This window comes from Streptomyces sp. NPDC002520 (genome assembly GCF_053595235.1).
On sequence record NZ_JBSFXG010000005.1, the window covers coordinates 209,460 to 228,882 of the forward strand.

Below are 19,423 nucleotides of genomic sequence, written 5' to 3' on the forward strand. Positions count from 1 at the left end.
GCGTTGTGTCCGCATGTGCGGGCCGCGCGACGTCTAGCCACCCTGCAGGGCGGACACCAGGGTGGCCACCGTCACGGTGTTGAAGACGAAGGCGATGACCCCGTGGGCCGCCACGGTCCGCCGCATCTCCCGTGAGGTCACGTTCACGTCGGTCGTACCGAACGTCGTCATCACGGACAGGGCGAAGTAGACGTAGTCGGCCCAGACCGTGGAGCCCTCGCCGGGGAAGTCGAGCCCCTGCTCGTCCTCCAGGAGATCGTCGGCCTGGAAGGTGACCGCGAAGGACGCGACCACGCAGATCCAGGCGACGACGACCAGGGTGAGCGCCACCACCACGCGCGGCGTCACCGCAATCGCGGAACCGAGGTGTCCGGGCAACCACAGCACCGCCACCGTGAACGCGGCCGCCGCGATGAAGATCGAGGCCCCCGGTCCGGGCGCGGTACCGAGAACCCATCGCTGGATCACCGTGCCCCGCGTCTCACGCTCGGCCCAGGCACGCACCTGCTCCGGTCGCGCGCTCGCGAAGGCGAACACGGTGAGCCCGAGATAGGGAACCAGATAGCCGAACAGCACGAGCACGCCGAAGTCCGCCGCCGAGAACCGCAACGTGTCGTCCCGGAGCGCGAGCAGAACCACCGCCGTACACGCCGCGACGAGAACACTCGCCGCCGACCGACGGCGCTCGGAGAGCCATTGCTGCACGGAGTCGTGTCCTGCCTTTCCGCGGAGAAGGTACGGCATCCACCGCGCCCGGTAGCGGCCAACACTACGGACCGAGGGACGGCCGCCGACCGCCGGGCTCCGAAGTGGCGGTGATGACCCGTCAGCATCTCCGGCGCCTTGAGGATCTCTTTGGCCGCGCTTGGTGAGCGGCGTGCGGTGATGACCTGTCCGTGAACAGACCGCCGCCCGGCCCGCCCGTTCCCCTTCCGACAGGACGGAAGGAAGCGGGCGGGCCGGGCGGCGGCGGGACATGACGGCCGTCGGGCCGCCACGGCCTCCTCTACGGTGTGATCACTTGGCCGGCGGAGCGGGCAGCTTGTCGCCCTTGAAGTCCGGGGCGTCGGCGGCCGCACGCATCGCGCTGAGCGCGAAGGTCTGCTGGGCCTGGTAGATGCGGGTCTGGTTGTCGGCGGTGCGGAAGGTGAAGGCCCAGGTCGGACCGGTGGGGTTGGTGTAGGTGAAGGCGGTCGGCTCGGTGGCCGCGGCGTCGCCTTCGTAGGTCTCCTGCTTCCAGTTGCGCCACTGGCCGCTGCCCTGGGTGGTCTCGCCGGTGTTGTAGACGAGGCCGTCGCTGCCGCGGACGACGACCTCGGTGAGACCGGTCAGCGGGGAGATCACGGCGCTGGGGGATCCCTGAGCGGTGACGCCGGAGACGCTGTCCCACGTTCCGTAGGCGCCGCCTTCGACGGACTGGCCGGCGGTGACGACGCTGCCGTTCGTGTCCGTGGCGAAGACCCGCATGCGGTAGCCGGGGTAGACGACGACGGACGGGGTGCCCGTGATCGCCGGGTTGCCCACGGACGTCCAGGCGGAGAGGGTGCCGTCCTCCTTGAAGAGGGCGGTGCTCAGTCTGCCGGAGGCGTCCTTGCCGAACAGCTGGATGCCGTCGCGTACGGTCACGGCCTTGAGGGGACCGGCGAAACCGGTGCCGGCGAGCTGTGTCCAGCCCATGAAGTCGACGTTGGCGCGCTGCTGGATGCGGTACCAGGGCTTGCCGTCCGCGTCGAGTGCGAACTGGGTCATCAGACCGGTCGGGGTCTTGCCGGTGACGGCGTGCCGGCCCATGGCGCCGGCCAGATCGATCCAGTCGCCCCAGTCGACGGCGCCCTTGGCGGTCTGGTTGCGCTGCCAGATGCTGCCGGAGGTGTTGTGGGCGGTGACGACGACACGGCCGTCGGTGTGCTCGGAGAGCGACGGCGTGCCGCTGAAGGCCTCCTGGCCGGAAATCACCGTCCACTGGGCGCCGTTGATGTCGGCCGGGTCGGTGCGGCCGTGGACCAGGCGGCCGATGTTGTCGGTGTAGGCCAGTTCCAGCTTGCCGTCGGAGGCCTGCATGACGGCGTTGGGGGTGTAGGACTCCAGCGGCACCGGAGTCGCCGCGGGCGTGTGGTTGGTGCCGATGCGGCAGATGTCGGGCGCACCCGCGACCGATGCGAATCCGGCCCAGCCGGACGCCTCGACCTGCTTGTTCCAGACGGGCCAGTCCTGCGTGTCCTCGTCGAAGCGGTAGTACGTGACGGACCCGGTGCCCTTCACGCGGAAGAGCGTGTCGCCGCCGTAGGAGGTCATGAACTTGGTGTCGCTCCAGTCGGCGCCGGACACCAGCCGGTGGCGCTCGATCCAGCGCTGGCTGGTGTGGTCGTAGCGGGAGCGGTAGAGCTTTCCGTCGGTCGCGTCACGGCCGTAGATCACGCCCTGGTCGCCCGCGTAGATCGCGTCGTAGTTCAGTCCCTTGTCGACGATCTTGCCGCTGCCCGCCACGAAGTCGCTCGCGGCCGCGTCGTAGCGGTACCAGCGCAGGTCGTTGGTGTCCGAGAGCGTCCATATGTAGCTGCCGCGGTCGATGGTGATGTCGTCGGTCAGGCCGGCCGTCCTGAACTGGGTGAAGCCCGAGCTGATCTTGCGATGGTGAACGTCCCAGGTGTTGCTGGAGCTGATCCGGTGGCTGTAGTACAGCCCATCCGACTTGATGCCGTAGAAGCTCGCGCCCGGGCCGGCGAGCATACGCCCGTATCCGGTCCACGTGCTGTCGATGGTGGTGCTGTTCGGGACGGCGTTGCCGACCGCCGGGTCGGGCATGTCGGCCCGGTTGAGCTTGCCGGTGGAGTCCAGGGTGTACGTGGCCGCCGCCGTGCCGCACGTCAGCGGCACGACCGCCTGGGCCGTGCCGGGCGCGGCGACGAGGAGTGGCAACGTTGCGGCGATTGCGGTTGCGATGGCAGCCAGACGTCCTTTTCGGGACAGTGAGTTGAGCGTCATGGCGACGGACATTAGGCAGCCTTCGGTGAACGGTGCGGTGGCGAAAAGATGAATTAAATGATCTTGGAGTTTGCGATTCCATGAACATGGAGATTTTGAGCGGGAGATGGGGTCTTCTGTTTCATGTGGCGGGGTCGCGGCACAAGTCGCCCTGGAAGGAGCCGTGTTCACCGGCCGGGAGGGTGATCACGGAAAGGTAACGCCCCGATGAATGGTGTGGGTGAGTGGTCGACAAGGCTGCCGGTGAACCGTCAAGATCCCTTCAAATCTCTGTGCTTTCTGTGGGGGGACTGTGCCGGTGTATCGGATACGCGCGCGCAAATTCCTGACGGCTGGACTGCTCCGTCATCGCTGGAGCCGAGCCGTCGCGCTTGCTGTTGCGACGGTCATGGCTGTCGGCGCGCTCGCCGTCGCCGACGTCGGGATCCTGTTCTTCCCCGGTGACCCGGCCCCCGCGAAAGGCCCTGCCCAGAGCTGGGGCAGTGCCGAGGGACGCGGTCACGAGGTGGTCCGCGGGCGCAACGACGACGCACCGCGGTCCCTGCGGGCCAAGTACCCGCTGAAGGGCGCCTCCGCCGCCCGGCCCGCGGTGCGCAAGAACAAGGTCGAGGTCACCGACCCGCCGCGCACGAAGGTCAAGGGCTTCGACCGCGAGAAGAGCAAGGAGATCTTCTCGCAGCGGGACGCCCACAGCCGTACGTACGCCAACGACGACGGCACCCGCACCACGGAGATCTCCACCAGTCCCCTCAACTACCGTGACGAGCACGGAGTCTGGCGGGGCATCGACAGCTCCCTCGTCGAGCAGGGCGGCGGCTGGGCCAACACCGCCGACTCCGTGGACGTGCGCTTCGCCGACCGGGCCGACGCCGGTGAACTCACCTCCGTCACGCTGCCGTCCGGCGAGTCCTTCGGGTACGGGCTGAGCGGTGCCGCCTCCGCGGCCGGCAAGGCGGACGGCGCCCGCGTCAGCTACGGGCAGGTGCTCCCCGAGACCGACCTCTGGCTCGACTCACAGGCCGGCGGGGCCAAGGAGACCCTTGTCCTGAAGTCCGCCGAGGCCCCGAACAGCTTCCTCTTCCCGCTGCACCTCAAGGGCCTCACCGCCAAGGCCGACGGCGCATCGATCCTGCTGACCGACGCCAAGGGCCGCACCCGTGCCGTGATTCCGGCCGGGTTCATGGAGGACGCCGCACAGTCCGTCTCGCACGCCGTGACGTACGAACTCGTCCAGCAGGACGGCGGCCAGGCACTGAAGGTGACCGCCGACCGGGAATGGCTCGCCGACCCGGCCCGCGCCTTCCCCGTCCTTATCGACCCCTCCGTCGACACCACGTCCGCGTCCACCTCCATGACGGTCCGCAGCGGCGGTTCCGTCGTCGGCTCCACCGAACTGCAGGTCGGCAAGGGGCCGGACGGCGCGTCCGCTGCCTACCTCGGCTTCCCCGGCCTCGACGAGGAGCTGAGGTACCACCAGATCTTCGGTGTGCAGCTCCAGGTCGTGAACTTCGACTCGGCCTCCTGCAAGCCGCGTTCCGTCTCCGTCCATCCCGTGACCGGGTCGTGGACCGCCGGTACCGGCACCGCCTACCCCGGCCCCGCCGTCGGCGGCGCCCTCGCGTCGAAGTCCTTCGCATACGGCTACATCGGCTTCGGCCAGTCGCAGTCCGCCTGCCCCACCGCCGGTGAGCTCTTCGACCTCGGCAAGGGCGGCCGCGACCTGGTCCAGCGCTGGGTCAACGGCACCCAGGCCAACTACGGCCTGTCGCTGCGTGCTTCCGCCACCGACTCGCTCGCGTTCAAGAAGTTCACCGGCCACGCCTCGGCCAACCCGCCCAAGCTGTTCGTCACCCACTCCCCGTACAACGCGTCCTACAGCTTCCCCAAGCCCGTCCCCGAGCCGCCGGTGCTGCAGAACCAGGCCGGGAAGGTCCAGGTCTCCGTCACCAACAAGGGCGCCGAGACCTGGACGCCGTCCACCTACTACCTCGCCTACCGCGCCTACGACAAGAAGGGCAAGCTCGTCACGCAGCAGCGTGCGGGCAGCCTCACCGGCAGCGTGGCCCACGGTGCCAAGGCGACGGTCGACGCCACCATCAAGGCGCTCCCGCCGGGCGTCTACATGCTCGACTTCACGATGGTGCGCCAGGGCGGCAAGGTCTTCACGGACGAGCAGGTGCCGCCGGGCCGGCTGACCATCCAGGTCTTCGACATCGCCCCGGTGGTCAAGGAGCAGTTCCCGCCCAACGGTTACCAGGCCCAGACCCTGACCCCGCAGCTGTGGGCGGCCGGCGTCGACATCGACGCGCCCCCCGGCTCCTCGCTGCAGTACAAGTTCGAGATCTGCGAGTCGGACAAGGACGGCAAGCCGGCCGGCTGTACGACCTCGGCCTACCAGACGAGTTCGGCCTACCCGATCCCCTCCGGCCGGCTGAAGTGGGGCAAGACCTATCTGTGGCGCGGCTTCGTCAAGGACGCGTCCAACGAGGTCCCCACCGCGCAGGTGGCCCTGGTCGCCACCGTTCCGCAGCCCGAGATCACCTCACGGCTCTCCCAGGCCCAGGGCAAGGAGTTCGACCCGAACGTCGGCAACTTCACGTCCAGCGCCTCCGACGCGTCCGTCGCCGGTGTCGGTCCGGACCTGACGCTCATCCGTACGTACAACAGCCTCGACCCGCGGCGTGACCTCGCCTTCGGCGCAGGCTGGACGACCCGCTACGACATGCGGCTCACCCCGGACGACGACGGCAGCGGCAACGTCGTCATCCGCTATCCCGACGGCCAGGACGTCCGCTTCGGCAAGAACGCGGACGGGACGTTCGCCCCGCCGCCCGGCCGCTTCGCCAAGCTGACGTTCGACTCGACGGCCGGCACCTACCGGCTGCAGGACAAGTCCGGTACGACGTACGACTTCAGCTCGTCCGGCCTGCTCGCCAAGATCACCGACCAGTTCTCCAACTCGGTCACCTACACCTACAGCGCCGGGAAGCTCTCGACGGCGACGAACAACCGCACCGCCCGCACCCTGTCCTTCACCTGGACCGGCGCGCACGTCACCAGGGTCCAGACGACCGCCGTCGACGGCGCCCCGCTGGCCTGGGCGTACAGCTACGTCGGCGATCTGCTGGACAAGGTCTGCGACCCGCTGAACGGCTGCATCCAGTACTACTACGGAGCCGGCAGCCACTACCGCACCACCGTGCTCGACTCCCGGCCCGAGTCCTACTGGCGCCTCGGCGAGGAGGAGGGCACCGCGGCGAGCAGCGCCAACGAGGCCAACCTCGGCAAGGACCGCGGCACTTACCAGAACGTCACCCTGAAGGCCGTCGGCGCGATCACCGGCGACCCCGACACCGCCGCGAGCTTCAACGGCTCCACCTCGCGCGTCGACCTGCCCTCCGGCACGCTGAAGAAGAGCCGCGACGCCTCCGTCGAGGTGTGGTTCAAGACCATCGCCGGCGGCGTCGGCGGCCCGCTGGTCGGCTACCAGGACAAGGCCTGGGGCACCACGCCCGGCACCGGTGTCCCGATGCTCTACGTCGGCACCGACGGAAAGCTGCACGGCCAGTTCTGGACCGGCACGGTCGAACCGATCACCGACATCACCAAGAACGTCAACGACGGCCAGTGGCACCACGCGGCGCTGTCGATGTCCGGCTCCACCCAGAGCCTCTACCTGGACGGCAAGCTCTCCGGGACCATCGCGGGCAAGCAGCCGCTGCAGACCACCCTCACCTACAACCAGATCGGCGCCGCCACCGCCACCACCCCCGCCTCCTGGCCGGGCTGGGGCTCCACCGCCGCCAAGTCCTTCACGGGCACCATCGACGACGTCGCCGTCTACCACCACCCGCTGGGCACCTCGGCCGTCGCCGCCCACTACCGCGAGGGCGGCCGCACCGCCGACGTCCTGACGAAGACGACGCTGCCGAGCGGCCGCACCGCCTCCGAGGTCCAGTACGACACCACCCGCGACCGCGTCCAGGAGTACACCGACCGCAACGGCGGCACCTGGAAGATCGGCACGCCGGCCGTCTTCGGCAACGACAAGGACCTGCGCCGCACCGTCGAGGTCCGCGACCCGATGGACGCCCCGTACTTCTACGAGTACGACGGTCTGTCCTCGCGGCTGCTGCGCTACGGCGAGCCGATGGCGCTCGGCGCCCGCGAGTCCGTCACCGAGGCCCCGTCCCCGTCGCCGACCGATCCCGGGCAGATCTGCACCCAGCCCGACCCGGGCGACCCGGCCTTCTGCACCAATCCGCCCGGCAGCGGCGGCGACGGGCCGGACTTCATCCGGTACGACGTCGACGGAGTCGCCATCCGCTCCTTCGAGTACGACGACAACGGCTTCCAGACCGGGATCACCAGCGAGAACGGCGACAAGGTCACCCTCGGCTACGACGACCGCGGCAATGTGACCAGCCGGACGACCTGCCGTGCGGCCGGCGACTGCCAGACCTCGTACACCACCTACCCGACGCCGGCCGGCGACTTCGACCTGCGCGCCGACCAGCCGTCCGAGACCCGGGACGGACGCTCCTTCGGCCCCACCGACAACCGCTTCCGCACCCAGTACACGTACAACACCAGCGGCGCGCTGCTCACCCAGATCGCACCCGACGGCGGCACGGTCAGGAACACGTACACGACCGGCGCCGAACCGGCCATCGGCGGCGGCAACACGCCCACCGGGCTGCCGCTGACCACCGCCGACCCGCGCGGGAAGGTCACCCGCTACCAGTACTACAAGAACGGTGACCTGGCCTGGGTGACCGAGCCGTCCGGGAGCGTCGCCAAGTACACGTACGACGCCCTGGGCCGCAAGCTCACCGAGACCGTCGTCACGGACGCCCAGCCGGCCGGCACGACGTCGACCTTCACCTACGACAAGCTGTCGCGCGTCCACACCCTCACCGACCCGGCCGCGACCAACGCCGTCACGTCCGGCAAGCACCAGCAGCGGACCACCACGGACTACGACGCCGACGGCAACGTGGTGCGCACCGAGGTCAGCGACCTGCTGGGCGGCGACGCCGCGCGGGCGATGACCTTCGACCTCGACGACCACGGCCGCCCGGAGCGGGCCACCGACGCCGAGGGCGACGAGACCACGTACACCTACGACGTCTTCGGCAACAAGACCTCGATGGTGGACGCGAACGGCAACCACTTCGACTACGTCTACACCGCGCGCAACATGATGGCCGAGACCCGGCTGCGCGACTGGGACGACGACGGGGGCGACGACAACTACACCGTCCTGCAGTCCTACGCGTACGACATGGGCGGCCGGCTCGCCCGGCACACCGACTCGATGGGCCGCTCGCTGGTCTACCAGTACTACGGCGACGACCTGGTCAAGTCGATCACGCTCAAGGACTTCCACAACCCCGACGGCACCAAGCGCGACGTCGTCGTGGAGTCCGACACCTACGACGGCGCCGGCAACGTCCTCGCCGAGACGACCGCCAACGGCACGCTCGACACCGCGTACACCTACGACGCGGTCGGCCGGGTGAAGTCCGAGGTCATGGACCCGAACGGGCTGGCGCGGCGTACGACGTACACGTACGACCTGGACGGCAACGTGCTGACGACCGCCTCCAGCGGCTCGCCCTCCAACGTCCCCTGGCCGGTGAGCGTCAGCGGTGACTCCGTCAGCTACGAGTACGACGACGCGGGCAACGCGCTGAAGGAGACGGTCGACAACGGCACCGACTCCCGTACCACCGCCCGCACCTACGACGACCGCGGGCTCATCACCTCCACGACGGACCCGGCCGGCAACAGGACCGACTACACCTACGACGAGCTCGGCCGGCCGGCCTCCGTCACCGCGCCCTCCGTCCAGACCGAGTCCGGTGGCGGCACTCCCGCCACCACCCGGCCCGTCACCTTCACCGGCTACGACACCTTCGGCGCCGTCACGGAGTCGGTCGACGCGCTCGGCAACGTCAACCGCACCGCCTACGACCGGCTGGGCCGCCCCGTCACCCGGACGGCGCCCTCCTACACCGCGCCGGGCTCCACCGAGACCGTCGCCCCGACCGTCACCAACACCTACGACGCGCTCGGCAACGTCACCGAGACGACCGACCCGCTCGGCCGCGTGACCAAGTACCAGTACGACCGCGAGAACCGGGTCACCGTGAAGGACGTGCCCGTCGGCACGGGCGACGAGCGGGGCCAGTGGACGTACACGTACACCCGCACCGGCGAGGTGCTGTCGGTCACGGACCCGAACGGCGCCCGCGCCGAGACGACCTACGACGACCTGGACCGCCCGGTCACCATCACCCAGATCGAACGCAAGCCCCAGCCCGGCGCGTTCACCACCCGCAACGAGTACGACGACGCGGGCAACGTGGTCAAGCAGACCTCACCGAGCGGCGCCGTCAGCCAGTACACCTACGACGGCCTCGGCCAGATGACCAGGCTGCAGGAGGCCAGCGGCGTCGCCACCCAGTTCGGCTACGACGCCTCGGGCCGTGAGGTGCGCCGCACGGACGGCATGGGCCGCACCTCGGCGAAGATCTACGACCAGCTCGGCCAGCTCGTCCAGGACCAGGACCTGGACCCGGTCAACAGCCAGCTGCGCAAGGTCAGTTACACCTACGACAAGGCGGGCAACCTGGTCACCTCGACCAACCCGCTGAACCGCACGACGACGTACAGGTACGACGCCCTCAACCGGATGACCGGCCAGACCGAGCCGGTCTCCGACACCAAGTCCATCACCACGTCCTTCGGCTACGACGCGCTCGGCAACCGCACCCGTTACACGGACGGCCGCGGCAACTCGACGATCTACACGGTCAACACGCTCGGCCTGGCCGAGTCGGTGATCGAACCGTCGACCGCGCGCGACCCGTCGGCGGCGGCCCGCACCTGGACGACCGCCTACGACGCCGTCGGCGAGCCCGTGAAGCTCAGCGCACCGGGCAACGTGGTCCGCGAGCGCGAGTACGACAAGGCCGGGCAGCTGGTCCACGAGACCGGCACGGGCGCCGACGTGGCCACCGCGGAGAAGCGGTTCCAGTACGACCCGGCGGGCCGGCTGGTCAAGGCCTCCTCCCCGAAGGGCGACAACACCTACGAGTACAACGACCGGGGTGCCCTGCTGACGGCTGCCGGCCCCTCCGGCGACGCCACGTACCAGTACGACAGCGACGGCCTGCTCACCAGCCGCACCGACGCGTCCGGCACCGCCGGCTTCGGCTACGTCAAGCAGCAGCTGAACTCGGCGACCGACCCGCTCACCGGCGTGCGCCAGACCTACACCTACGACGGCTCGGGCGCGGTCAAGAAGGTCGACTACAGCGCGGGGCAGTCCCGCACCTTCACCTACGACGACCTGGGCCGGCTCGACACCGACTCCCTGAAGAACAGCACCGGCCAGACGATGGCGTCGACCGACTACGGCTACGACACCGACGACCATCTGACGTCCAAGACCACGACCGGCACCGCCAAGGCCGGGACCAACACCTACGGTTACGACGACGCCGGCCGCCTCACCTCCTGGACGGCCGACGGCACGAGAACCGACTACGGCTGGGACGACAGCGGCAACCGCGTGAAGAACGGCGGCAAGACCGCCGCCTTCGACGAGCGCGACCGGCTGCTGTCCGACGGCGACTACACCTACGACTACACGTCGCGCGGCACGCTCGCCTCACGCACCAGCTCCGGTCTGACCGAGCAGTTCACCTTCGACGCCTTCGACCGGATGGTGAAGGCGGGCGAGTCCGGAACGGAGTACACGTACGACTCGCTGGACCGCGTCTCGGCCCGCAACGGCGTGGACTTCTCCTACGACGGCTTCGCACCCGACCCGGTCAAGGACCAGACCTCCACGTACGGCCGCGGCGCGTCGGACGAGCTCATGGCGGTCGCCGAGAACGGCGGCACGGCCCGGCTCACGCTGGAGGACGCGCACGGAGACGTCGTCGGCGACATGTCCGCGACGGACGGCACGGCGGCAGGCCTGGACCAGTCCACGGCCTTCGACCCCTTCGGCCAGGTACTCGGCACGGCCGGTGCGGCAGGCGCGTCCGGCGTGGACGGAAACGCCGGATACCAGGGTGACTGGACCGACCCGGACACCGACCAGGTCAACATGGGGGCCCGCTGGTACGACCCGGGGACCGGCACCTTCGACTCCCGTGACTCGTACACCTACAACTCCGGCGCCTCGATCCTGGCCAACCGCTACGCCTACGGCGCCGGCGACCCGCTCGACTACTCCGACCCGGACGGCCACTGGCCGAGCTGCGGCTGGTGCAAGAAGGCCGTGAGCTGGGCGGGCAAGAAGATCCGCCAGGGCGGGCACTACGTCGCCAAGACCGCCCTGTCCATCTGGCACGGTGCGCAGTACGTGTGGAACCACCCGATGGCCGCGTTCAAGAAGGCTCTGAGCTACGCCGGCAAGGCCGCGAGCTGGATCTACCGGAAGTCGGGTCTGAAGACGGTCGTCGACGCCACCGTCAGCGCCGTCAAATGGGTCGGCCAGAAGACGGGCATCACCCAATGGGCCCGGGAGAAGGCACGACAAGCAGCAGCGGCGGCCTACCAGGCCAAGGTCTACATCACCAAGAAGGCCAGGCAGGCGGCCTCCTTCGCGGCCCAGCACAACCCGATACCGGCGATCGTCGCCGCAGCGAAGCCCCTGATCGCGGTCGCCAAGGCCATCGTCACGGCCGACCCCAACCTCCCCGCGATCCTCGTCGGCGCGGCCGTCCAGGTCGTCTCCGATGTCGCCAAGACCGTGGACACCCTCCGCGAGGAGGTCGTCAAGCAGGTCGGCAGCGTCGTCGAGACCGTCAAGGACTCGGTCGACTGGGGTGAGGTCTGGGACGGCGTCAAGACGGTCGGCAACATCGTCGGCGACGTCACCGGCTTCAACGACATCAAGGCCTGCGTCACCACGGGCGACATGGAGTCCTGCGCCTGGGCGGCGGCGACCGTGGCCGGCATCGTCCTCGGCGGCGCCGGCGCGGCAGCGGTCCGCGCGGCGAAGGCCGGCCGGATGGCGGCGAAGGCGGCGAAGTACGCGGACGAGATCGCGAAGGCGGCGGAGAAGGGCAAGAAGGTCCTCGACGAGGTCGAGTCGGTCGCCGAATGCGTGTCGACCGCCAGAGACGTGGCCTCACTCGCCAGCGGCAACAGTTTCGTCCCGGGCACGGAAGTCGTCATGGCCGACGGCACCCGCAAACCGATCGAGAAGGTCGAGGAAGGCGACGAGGTCCTCGCCACCGACCCGACCACCGGCAGGACCACCAAGCAGAAGGTCACCGACACGATCAAGGGCACGGGCGAGAAGCACCTCGTCAAACTCACGCTCGACACGGACGGCCCGAAGGGCCACGCCACCGACACCATCACGGCGACGGAGGGCCACCCCTTCTGGGTCCAGGACCTGAAGAAGTGGCTCAAGGCCGGCGACCTGAAGCCGGGCGAGTGGCTGCGGACCGGCTCGGGCACGCGGGTCCAGATCGAAGCGGTGAGCGCGTGGACGCAGCAGGCGGCGGTCTACAACCTGACGGTCGATACGGCGCATACGTACTATGTGGTGGCCGGGGCCACGCAGGTCCTCGTCCACAACTGCGGTCCCGTATATTCGGACGTCGTCAATGGCCGTCGGGGCGCGGCTTACGCAGAGGTGTCCCCCAAAACCCTTGATGATGCGGCAGCAAAACTCATTGGAAGCGAGCCCGGGAAGGCGAAGCCCGATGGATTCAGGCCCGGTGACTCCCGGGGTCACCTGATCGGCAGGCAGTTCGGCGGCGATGGGCGCGACAAGCGAAACATCATCGCGCAGGGCAAGGCGCAGAACAACGGCGACATATCGACTGCCGAGGACATCATCGCGGCGCATGTGCGGAGAACCAAGAATACTGTCACCATGAGCGTGACGCCCATCTATGGAGAAGCGAAATACCGCGCCACGCATGTCAGGATCGAAGCCGTGGACGACTTCGGCTGGTCGTTCGATGAAACCATTCCAAATTTCTAGGGTCGTGCCATGAGTGCGCTGAGTTCACTGATCCACTTGTGTCCACCGCCGGTGGGGCGGGATGGCAGCAGGGAACTGCCTGGCGAGGCAGGTTTGCTCATCCCGCCAAGCCACGCGGCCATGCTCGAGATCTACGGCCCCGGGTGTTTCAATGATTTTCTCTGGATCTATGAAAATGGGCGTCCAGATATCTGGCCGAATATCGCAGCGCGTAGTCGCGAATCGTCGAAGATTCTTTCAGGAAAGGAAATCCCCGACATTCGGTCCGTGTTGAGCCGATTCGGTGCCACCCCGGATGAATTGATCGAATGGGGGGGTACTGATAATGCGGATTCCCTCTTCTGGGTCCCTGTAGGTACGGAGGATCGTTGGCCAACCCTGATCGTCGAAGCTGGGCAACTGGACTTCATCATGATCGAAGAACAGTCGCCGGAGGTAATCCTCAGCTTCCTTGAAGGGACGCTTGACTGCCCGTTCTTCCCTGTTGAATTCATAGAACAGGGCCCCGTCTTTGAGGGGTGGTCAGGTGAGTGAGGGGGGAATTCTCCAGCGTCCAGCCGACCGCAGTGAGCGATCAGCCCTCCTGCACCGTCAGTGAGGCAGGACGACCGATTCACCGGCGGGCCCCTTCTGCCCGGGTGCAATTCTTGCCGGGGTCACGTTCCGGCTGGGCATCAGGGACATGTACGTCGACATCGGCTGATAGGGGTGTCGGCCGTGGGGAGCCCGCTGAAGGTGGTTCCCGGGGTGCGTTGGGGGGACCCGCGAGGCGCGCAGGCCGAGCGACATCTTCGCCGCCATCAGATAGGACAGGAGCAGGCCTATATCGCACCTATCGTCGTTGTCGATGGGTAACAGCAACGAGGGGGCCGCGATGCCTGAGCAGACCAAAGCCGCACCAGAGGGCTACACCACCGTTGCGCCCTGGGTCGTCACCGACGACACGGGAGCGTTCCTGGACTTCGTCACCCAGGCGTTCGGCGGTGAGGAACTCGCGCGGGTGGCGACCGAGGACGGCTTGATCGGGCACGCTGAGATCCGAGTCGGCGACACCGTCGTGCTGGCCTTCGACCGACACGCGGGCTGGCCCACCATGCCGAGCCTGTTGCGCGTATTCGTAGTCGACGCGGACGAGGCGTTCTCCCAGGCCGTTGCGGTTGGCGGCGAGGTCGTCACTTCTCTGGTGGACGACGCTTTTGGCCAGCGTGGAGGGCGTATCAAGGACCCCTTCGGCAACATCTGGTGGGTGGTCAGCCGCGTTGAGGACGTCTCAGAAGACGAGATGTGGAAGCGGCTGCAGGCGCCCGTGTATGCCGACGCCATGCGCGTGGCCCAGGAGACACTCGACGCCGAGTTGAGCGGTCGACGCCAGGGACGCAACAGCGCACCCATAAGGACCGCCGGCTGACCAATGGTGGTGCAGGTAGGAATTGACCGAGGTCACGTACGCAGGAGGCGGCGGCACTCGCGGTCGCGCACTTGCCGCCCTGGAGCCCGGTCTTGCGGAGCCGCGCGAGTGAGGGCGGCGCTGATCGGACTCGGGCGCCGTGACTGGGTCGCCTTGCGCTGCGGTTGCGGGCAGTCGGGTGCGCACCTGGCGGAGAGTCGCATCACAGCGAGGTCGAGGCCGGGCGCCCCGATCTGGAGGAGGAGTGCGTCGCCACGGTGCGTGAGGGCATCGTGGTGCTGTACGCCGAGGCTGTGTTCGGGAACGCCGAGGCCGCGTTCGACATTCTGGAGTTTCGTGGACGAGGACGAGGATCGGCTGGAGTACTACCGGTCCGCTCTCGCAGCGGCCGATTGACCGTGCGTGTCGGTCAAGTCAGAGGTCCCCAGGAGCTTGGTCGTCAGCTCCTGGGGACTCTGTCGCATCCGGCTGTCCTTACTCGGCGCCGAGACCCGCGTCGTCGACCTTGCCCTTGCCCTCGGTCTTGAGGACCTTGTTGAGCAGGGTGAGGTCGTAGATGCCCTTCAGGTCGGGCTTGTCCAGCAGGCCGGCCTTGACCGCGTGGTCGGCCTCGGTGGTGAGAGTCGAGGCCAGCGGGTCGTCGAGGAAGGTGACGGACTTCCAGGCCGGGTCGATGACGTCTGCGGGCAGAGCCTTGCCCGACAGCTTCTCCAGTGCCGTGTTGGCGGACGCCTTCGCCTTCTGCGGGTTCGCGTTGATCCACTCGTTCGTCTTCACCGAGCCGCGCAGCACGGCCTCGACGACGTCCGGGTGATCCTTCAGGAACTTCTGCGACACGATGATGTTCGTGATCACGAACTTCTTGTCGGGCCACAGCGTCGACTCGTCCAGCAGCACCTTGCCGCCCTCGGCGACGAGCTTGGACGCGGTCGGCTCGGGCACCCAGGCGCCGTCGATGGAACCGGACTTGTAGGCGTCGGGCGTGATCTTGTTGTCGGTGCGGACGACGGAGACGTCGCCCTTGCCGCTCTGGGCGTCGGTCTTCCACCCCTGGTCGGCGATCCAGTTGAGGAACGCCACGTCCTGCGTGTTGCCCAGCTGGGGCGTGGCGATCTTCTTGCCCTTGACGTCCTTGAGGGACTTGATCTTCTTCGGGTCGACGACGAGCTTCACGCCGCCGGACGCCGAACCGCCGATGATGCGCAGGTTCTTGCCCTCCGACTTGGTGTAGCCGTTGATCGCCGGGGACGGGCCGATCCAGCCGATGTCGATGGACCCGGCGTTCAGCGCCTCGATCTCGGAGGGGCCGGCGTTGAAGGTGGAGGTCTTGATCGTGGTGCCGCCGAGCTCCTTCTGGAACAGGCCCTCCTGGACGCCCACGAGAGCGGTGGCGTGCGTGAGGTTGGGGAAGTAGCCGATCTTGACTTCACCGGCGGAGAGCTTCTTGGCGCCCGCCGCGACCACGGGCTTCTTCTCGTCATCGGTGGAATTGGACCCGTACCCGCAGGCGGTCAGCAGGAGCGGGAGCGCCGTGACGACGGCGATGGTGCGCAGGGCGGCGAGCGGTCTGGCGGCAGACACGGAGGTGTCCTCTCGGGGAATGGGTGATCAGGGAGGTACGGAAGAGCGATGAGCGAGTCCCGCGGCGTGCACCAGTAGGCGAGGGTGACGGGGCCGCCGAAAGCCGGCCGGACGGCGTGAGGAGCCCAGCGGAATTCGCTGCGGCGCCGACAGGTTCCGCCGAGGTCTCAGGCGGGCCGACAGGTGCTGCGGAGGTCGCGAACGGGCCGACAGATGTCACTGGACGTGCGGCCGAAGTCGATGTGGCGACGGGAGGTCAGCAGGGTCAGCGACAGGTCTGCGCGGTGGAGCGATCCCATGGCCACGCCTCCCCGCATTCCCTAGTTTCCCTACCTGGTTGCTAGGGATCGTGGCAGAAGGAGGCGCCCACCCCAAGAGGGTGTTCGTATGATGGACCCGCCTATCTCGCTCCCTGAGACTCAGGGGTTCGTCCACGCCCCCGGAGCGTCGGCCAACGCGGATACCTCGGCGGGTAGTTGGGCGGAGGCGACGTCAGCGAGCGACACGCCGTCGAGGATCTCACGCACGTTGGACCGCAGTGCGATCCACAAGGGGAGCAGCGCCTCGGCCGGACCGGTGTAGGAGAGTTCCGGAGGGCGGACTCCGCGGACCGAGACCAGCGGTCCGTCCACGACGCGGATGACGTCGGCGATGCTGATGGACTCGGCGGGCCTGGCCAGCCGGTAGCCGCCGCTGACGCCGCGCTGGCTGAGCACGAGACCGCCCCGGCGCATGTCGTTCAGGATGCCTTCCAGGAACTTGTGCGGAATGCCCTGTGCGTCGGCGATGGCCTCGGCCTTCTGTGGCTCGTCGTCTTTCGAGGCAGCGAGCTGCAGCGCGGCACGTACCGCGTAGTCCGCCCTTGCTGAGATCCGCATGCGCTCATTATCCCGTACGGCGTCGGTCGGCATCCGTTGCGGGCAGCCCGCCGGGCGGGGCGGGTGCGGTGCCCCGCCCGACGGACCCGGGAGGCTCAGGCCGCGGCGGGTGTGTAGTGGGAGGCGTCGTCGCCCTCGATGACATGACTGAGGGTGCCGTCGACACCGGCGGGGACGTCACCCGCGACGGTCACCCGGTGCAGCAGGCGCGGGAGGTCGCCGTAGTCGTCGGGGGCGTAGTGCTGGGTGATGCGGTTGTCGAACAGGACGAGGTCGCCCGGTGTCCAGGCCACCCGCAGGATGTTCTCCGGGCGGGTGACGTACGACTGGAAGATGCGCAGAAGGTCGCGGGAGTCGGAGGGGCCGAGGCCGACGATGCTCTGCGCGAAGCCGCCGATGAACAGCCCGCGCTCCCCGGTCTCGGGGTGGACGCGGACGACGGGGTGCGCGGTGCGGTACTTCCGGGAGACGAACCGCCGGCGATGCTCAGCGGCCTTCTCGCTCTTCGGGGCGGCGTAGTCGTAGTCGTTGGTGTGCACGGCCCACAGCCTGTCCGCCAGCTCGCGCAACGGCTCGGGCAGATCCCGGTACGCGGCGGCCGAGTTGGCGATGAGGGTGTTGCCGCCGTAGGGCGGGACCACGATGCCGCGCAGCGTGGACGCCTTCGGAGGCGTCCGCACGAAGGTGACGTCCGTGTGCCAGTGGTTGGCGCGAATGCCCTCGTCGCCGTCGACCGGCAGGATCTGGGGCTGCCCCTCGACGGAGGGCACGGTGGGGTGAGCGGCGGTGAGCTCGCCGAAGAGGGAGGCGAAGCGGAGCTGGCCCGCGTCGTCGAGCCGCTGACCGCGGAAGACGAGAGCCTTGTTGTCCAGGAGTGCGGAGTTGATCTCGGTGACGAGGGCCGGGTCCAGGTCGGCGGAGAGGTCCACGCCGAGGATCTCGGCGCCGATACGGCCGCCGATCCTGCGGATGTCGAAGCCGTTGGTGGTGGTCATGCGCGGGTGTCCTTTCGGGAACTGAACAGTGGGGTGATCGGTCGGGAGGTGAACAGTGGGGTGATCGGTCGGGAGGTGAACAGTGGGGTGGTCGGTCGGGCGGTGATCAGTGGGGTGATCGGCTGAGAAGCGGCCCGCAGCGCGGTCACGCGGGCCGTCCTCCTGCCACCGTCACAGCTGCCGCTGCCGCTGCCGCTGCCGCTGCCGCGGCCAGCCGGTTGGCGGGTCGGGCCAGGCCGTAGTGCTCGCGCAGGGTGCGGCCGGTGTACTCGGTGCGGAACAGGCCGCGCCGCTGCAGGATCGGCACGACGTGGTCGACGAAGTCCTCCAGACCGCCCGGCAGATGGGGCGGCATGATGTTGAAGCCGTCGGCGGCTCCCTGCGTGAACCACTCCTCCAGCTGGTCGGCGATCTGCTCCGGGGTGCCGGCGAACACACGGTGGCCGCGACCGCCTCCGAGACGGGCGATGAGCTCGCGCAGGGTGAGGCCGTCGCGGCGGGCGAGCTCGGCGACGAGCGTGAAACGGCTCTTGTTGCCGTTGATGTCCCGTTCCTCGGGCAGGTCAGGCAGCGGCCCGTCCAACGGCAGCCCGGTCAGGTCGATGCCCAGCATCCCGGAGAGCTGGGCGAGACCGTACTCGGGGACTTGGAGATCGGTCAGTTCCCGTTCCAGCGCGCGGGCTTCGGCCTCGGTCGAGCCGATGACGGGGGCGATGCCGGGGAGCACCAGCAGCTGGTCCTCGGTGCGGCCGTGGCGGGCCAGCCGGGACTTGAGGTCCTTGTAGAAGGACTGGCCGTCGGCGAGGGTCTGCTGAGCGGTGAAGACGGCCTCGGCGTACCGGGCGGCGAACTCCTTGCCGTCCTCCGACGAACCGGCCTGCACCAGCAGCGGGTGTCCCTGCGGGGTGCGCGGTACGTTCAGGGGGCCCTGCACCCCGAAGTACGTGCCACGGTGGTTGATCTCCCGCACCTTGTCGGTGTCGGCGTAGACGCCGCGCTCACGGTCGAGCACGATCGCGTCGTCCTCCCAGCTGTCCCACAGCTTGGTGGCGACCTCGAGGAACTCCCGCGCCCGCTCGTAGCGCAGCCGGTGCTCCAGGTGCTCGTCCTGCCCGAAGTTGCGGGCTTCGTTCACGGTGCCGGAGGTGACGATGTTCCAGCCGGCCCGGCCACCGCTGATGTGGTCCAGGGAAGCGAACTTGCGGGCGGTGTGGAAGGGCTCGTTGAACGTGGTGGAGACGGTGGCGATCAGTCCGACGTGCTCGGTGACCGCCGCCAGCGCGGACAGCAGGGTCAACGGCTCGAAGCCGCCGAGCGCGTTGTGCCGGACCTTGCCCCACAGGGCGAGGCCGTCGGCGAGGAACACCGAGTCGAGCAGGCCGCGTTCGGCGGTCTGAGCGAGTTGCTGGAAGTAGCGCACGTCGGTGACGCGTTCGGGCTGGGTACGGGGGTGTCGCCAGGCGGCGTCGTGGTGGCCGGCGTTCATGAGGAAGGCGTTGAGGTGCAGTTGACGGGGGCTGGTCGTGGTCATGGGAGTCCTCGGATCGGGGGAGCGGGA

General features: G+C 68.5%; 9 protein-coding genes. 3 read left to right on the forward strand and 6 right to left on the reverse strand.

Annotation, left to right across the window (positions count from 1 at the left end; translation table 11 throughout):
* Positions 1-33 precede the first annotated feature (33 nt).
* Positions 34-705, reverse strand: coding sequence for a DUF1345 domain-containing protein (locus tag ACWD5D_RS10850; RefSeq protein ID WP_451372463.1), 672 nt, complete (start codon positions 703-705; stop codon positions 34-36).
* A gap of 312 nt (positions 706-1,017) precedes the next feature.
* Complete coding sequence (locus ACWD5D_RS10855) at positions 1,018-2,919, reverse strand: tachylectin-related carbohydrate-binding protein (protein ID WP_451372464.1); 1,902 nt, start codon at positions 2,917-2,919, stop codon at positions 1,018-1,020.
* Positions 2,920-3,373: 454 nt separating this feature from the next.
* On the opposite strand from ACWD5D_RS10855, the gene ACWD5D_RS10860 reads away from it, so the two are divergent.
* From ACWD5D_RS10860 to ACWD5D_RS10870, 3 genes are all read left to right on the forward strand, one after another.
* The gene (locus ACWD5D_RS10860) at positions 3,374-13,003 is read left to right on the forward strand and encodes a polymorphic toxin-type HINT domain-containing protein (RefSeq protein WP_451372465.1); all 9,630 of its coding nucleotides are present in this window, start codon (positions 3,374-3,376) and stop codon (positions 13,001-13,003) included.
* A gap of 9 nt (positions 13,004-13,012) precedes the next feature.
* Entirely contained in the window at positions 13,013-13,537 is a 525-nt protein-coding gene (locus ACWD5D_RS10865; RefSeq protein ID WP_451372466.1) for a hypothetical protein, read from the forward strand.
* Positions 13,538-13,877: 340 nt separating this feature from the next.
* Positions 13,878-14,411 carry a VOC family protein gene (locus ACWD5D_RS10870; protein WP_451372556.1) on the forward strand — a complete coding sequence of 178 codons (534 nt, stop codon included), beginning with the start codon at positions 13,878-13,880 and terminating at the stop codon, positions 14,409-14,411.
* A 474-nt stretch (positions 14,412-14,885) separates the two neighbouring features.
* Here the strand turns inward: ACWD5D_RS10870 and ACWD5D_RS10875 are convergent, their stop codons facing one another.
* The 4 genes from ACWD5D_RS10875 to ACWD5D_RS10890 form a co-directional block, all read right to left on the reverse strand.
* Positions 14,886-15,992 (reverse strand): aliphatic sulfonate ABC transporter substrate-binding protein, encoded by a 1,107-nt coding sequence (locus ACWD5D_RS10875; RefSeq protein WP_451372467.1) that lies wholly within the window; start codon positions 15,990-15,992, stop codon positions 14,886-14,888.
* A 419-nt stretch (positions 15,993-16,411) separates the two neighbouring features.
* Positions 16,412-16,870 carry an RrF2 family transcriptional regulator gene (locus ACWD5D_RS10880; RefSeq protein WP_451372468.1) on the reverse strand — a complete coding sequence of 153 codons (459 nt, stop codon included), beginning with the start codon at positions 16,868-16,870 and terminating at the stop codon, positions 16,412-16,414.
* A gap of 95 nt (positions 16,871-16,965) precedes the next feature.
* Complete coding sequence (locus ACWD5D_RS10885) at positions 16,966-17,865, reverse strand: TauD/TfdA dioxygenase family protein (protein WP_451372469.1); 900 nt, start codon at positions 17,863-17,865, stop codon at positions 16,966-16,968.
* A 145-nt stretch (positions 17,866-18,010) separates the two neighbouring features.
* Positions 18,011-19,396 (reverse strand): LLM class flavin-dependent oxidoreductase, encoded by a 1,386-nt coding sequence (locus ACWD5D_RS10890; RefSeq protein ID WP_451372470.1) that lies wholly within the window; start codon positions 19,394-19,396, stop codon positions 18,011-18,013.
* Positions 19,397-19,423: the final 27 nt, after the last annotated feature.

Excerpts from the sequence above, each read along its gene's own strand:
- ACWD5D_RS10860 (WP_451372465.1), top strand. The coding sequence starts at position 3,374 with ATGGCTGTCGGCGCGCTCGCCGTCGCCGACGTCGGGATCCTGTTCTTC.
- ACWD5D_RS10865 (WP_451372466.1), top strand. The coding sequence starts at position 13,013 with ATGAGTGCGCTGAGTTCACTGATCCACTTGTGTCCACCGCCGGTGGGG.
- ACWD5D_RS10870 (WP_451372556.1), top strand. The coding sequence starts at position 13,878 with ATGCCTGAGCAGACCAAAGCCGCACCAGAGGGCTACACCACCGTTGCG.
- ACWD5D_RS10880 (WP_451372468.1), bottom strand. The coding sequence starts at position 16,870 with ATGCGGATCTCAGCAAGGGCGGACTACGCGGTACGTGCCGCGCTGCAG.
- ACWD5D_RS10885 (WP_451372469.1), bottom strand. The coding sequence starts at position 17,865 with ATGACCACCACCAACGGCTTCGACATCCGCAGGATCGGCGGCCGTATC.
- ACWD5D_RS10890 (WP_451372470.1), bottom strand. The coding sequence starts at position 19,396 with ATGACCACGACCAGCCCCCGTCAACTGCACCTCAACGCCTTCCTCATG.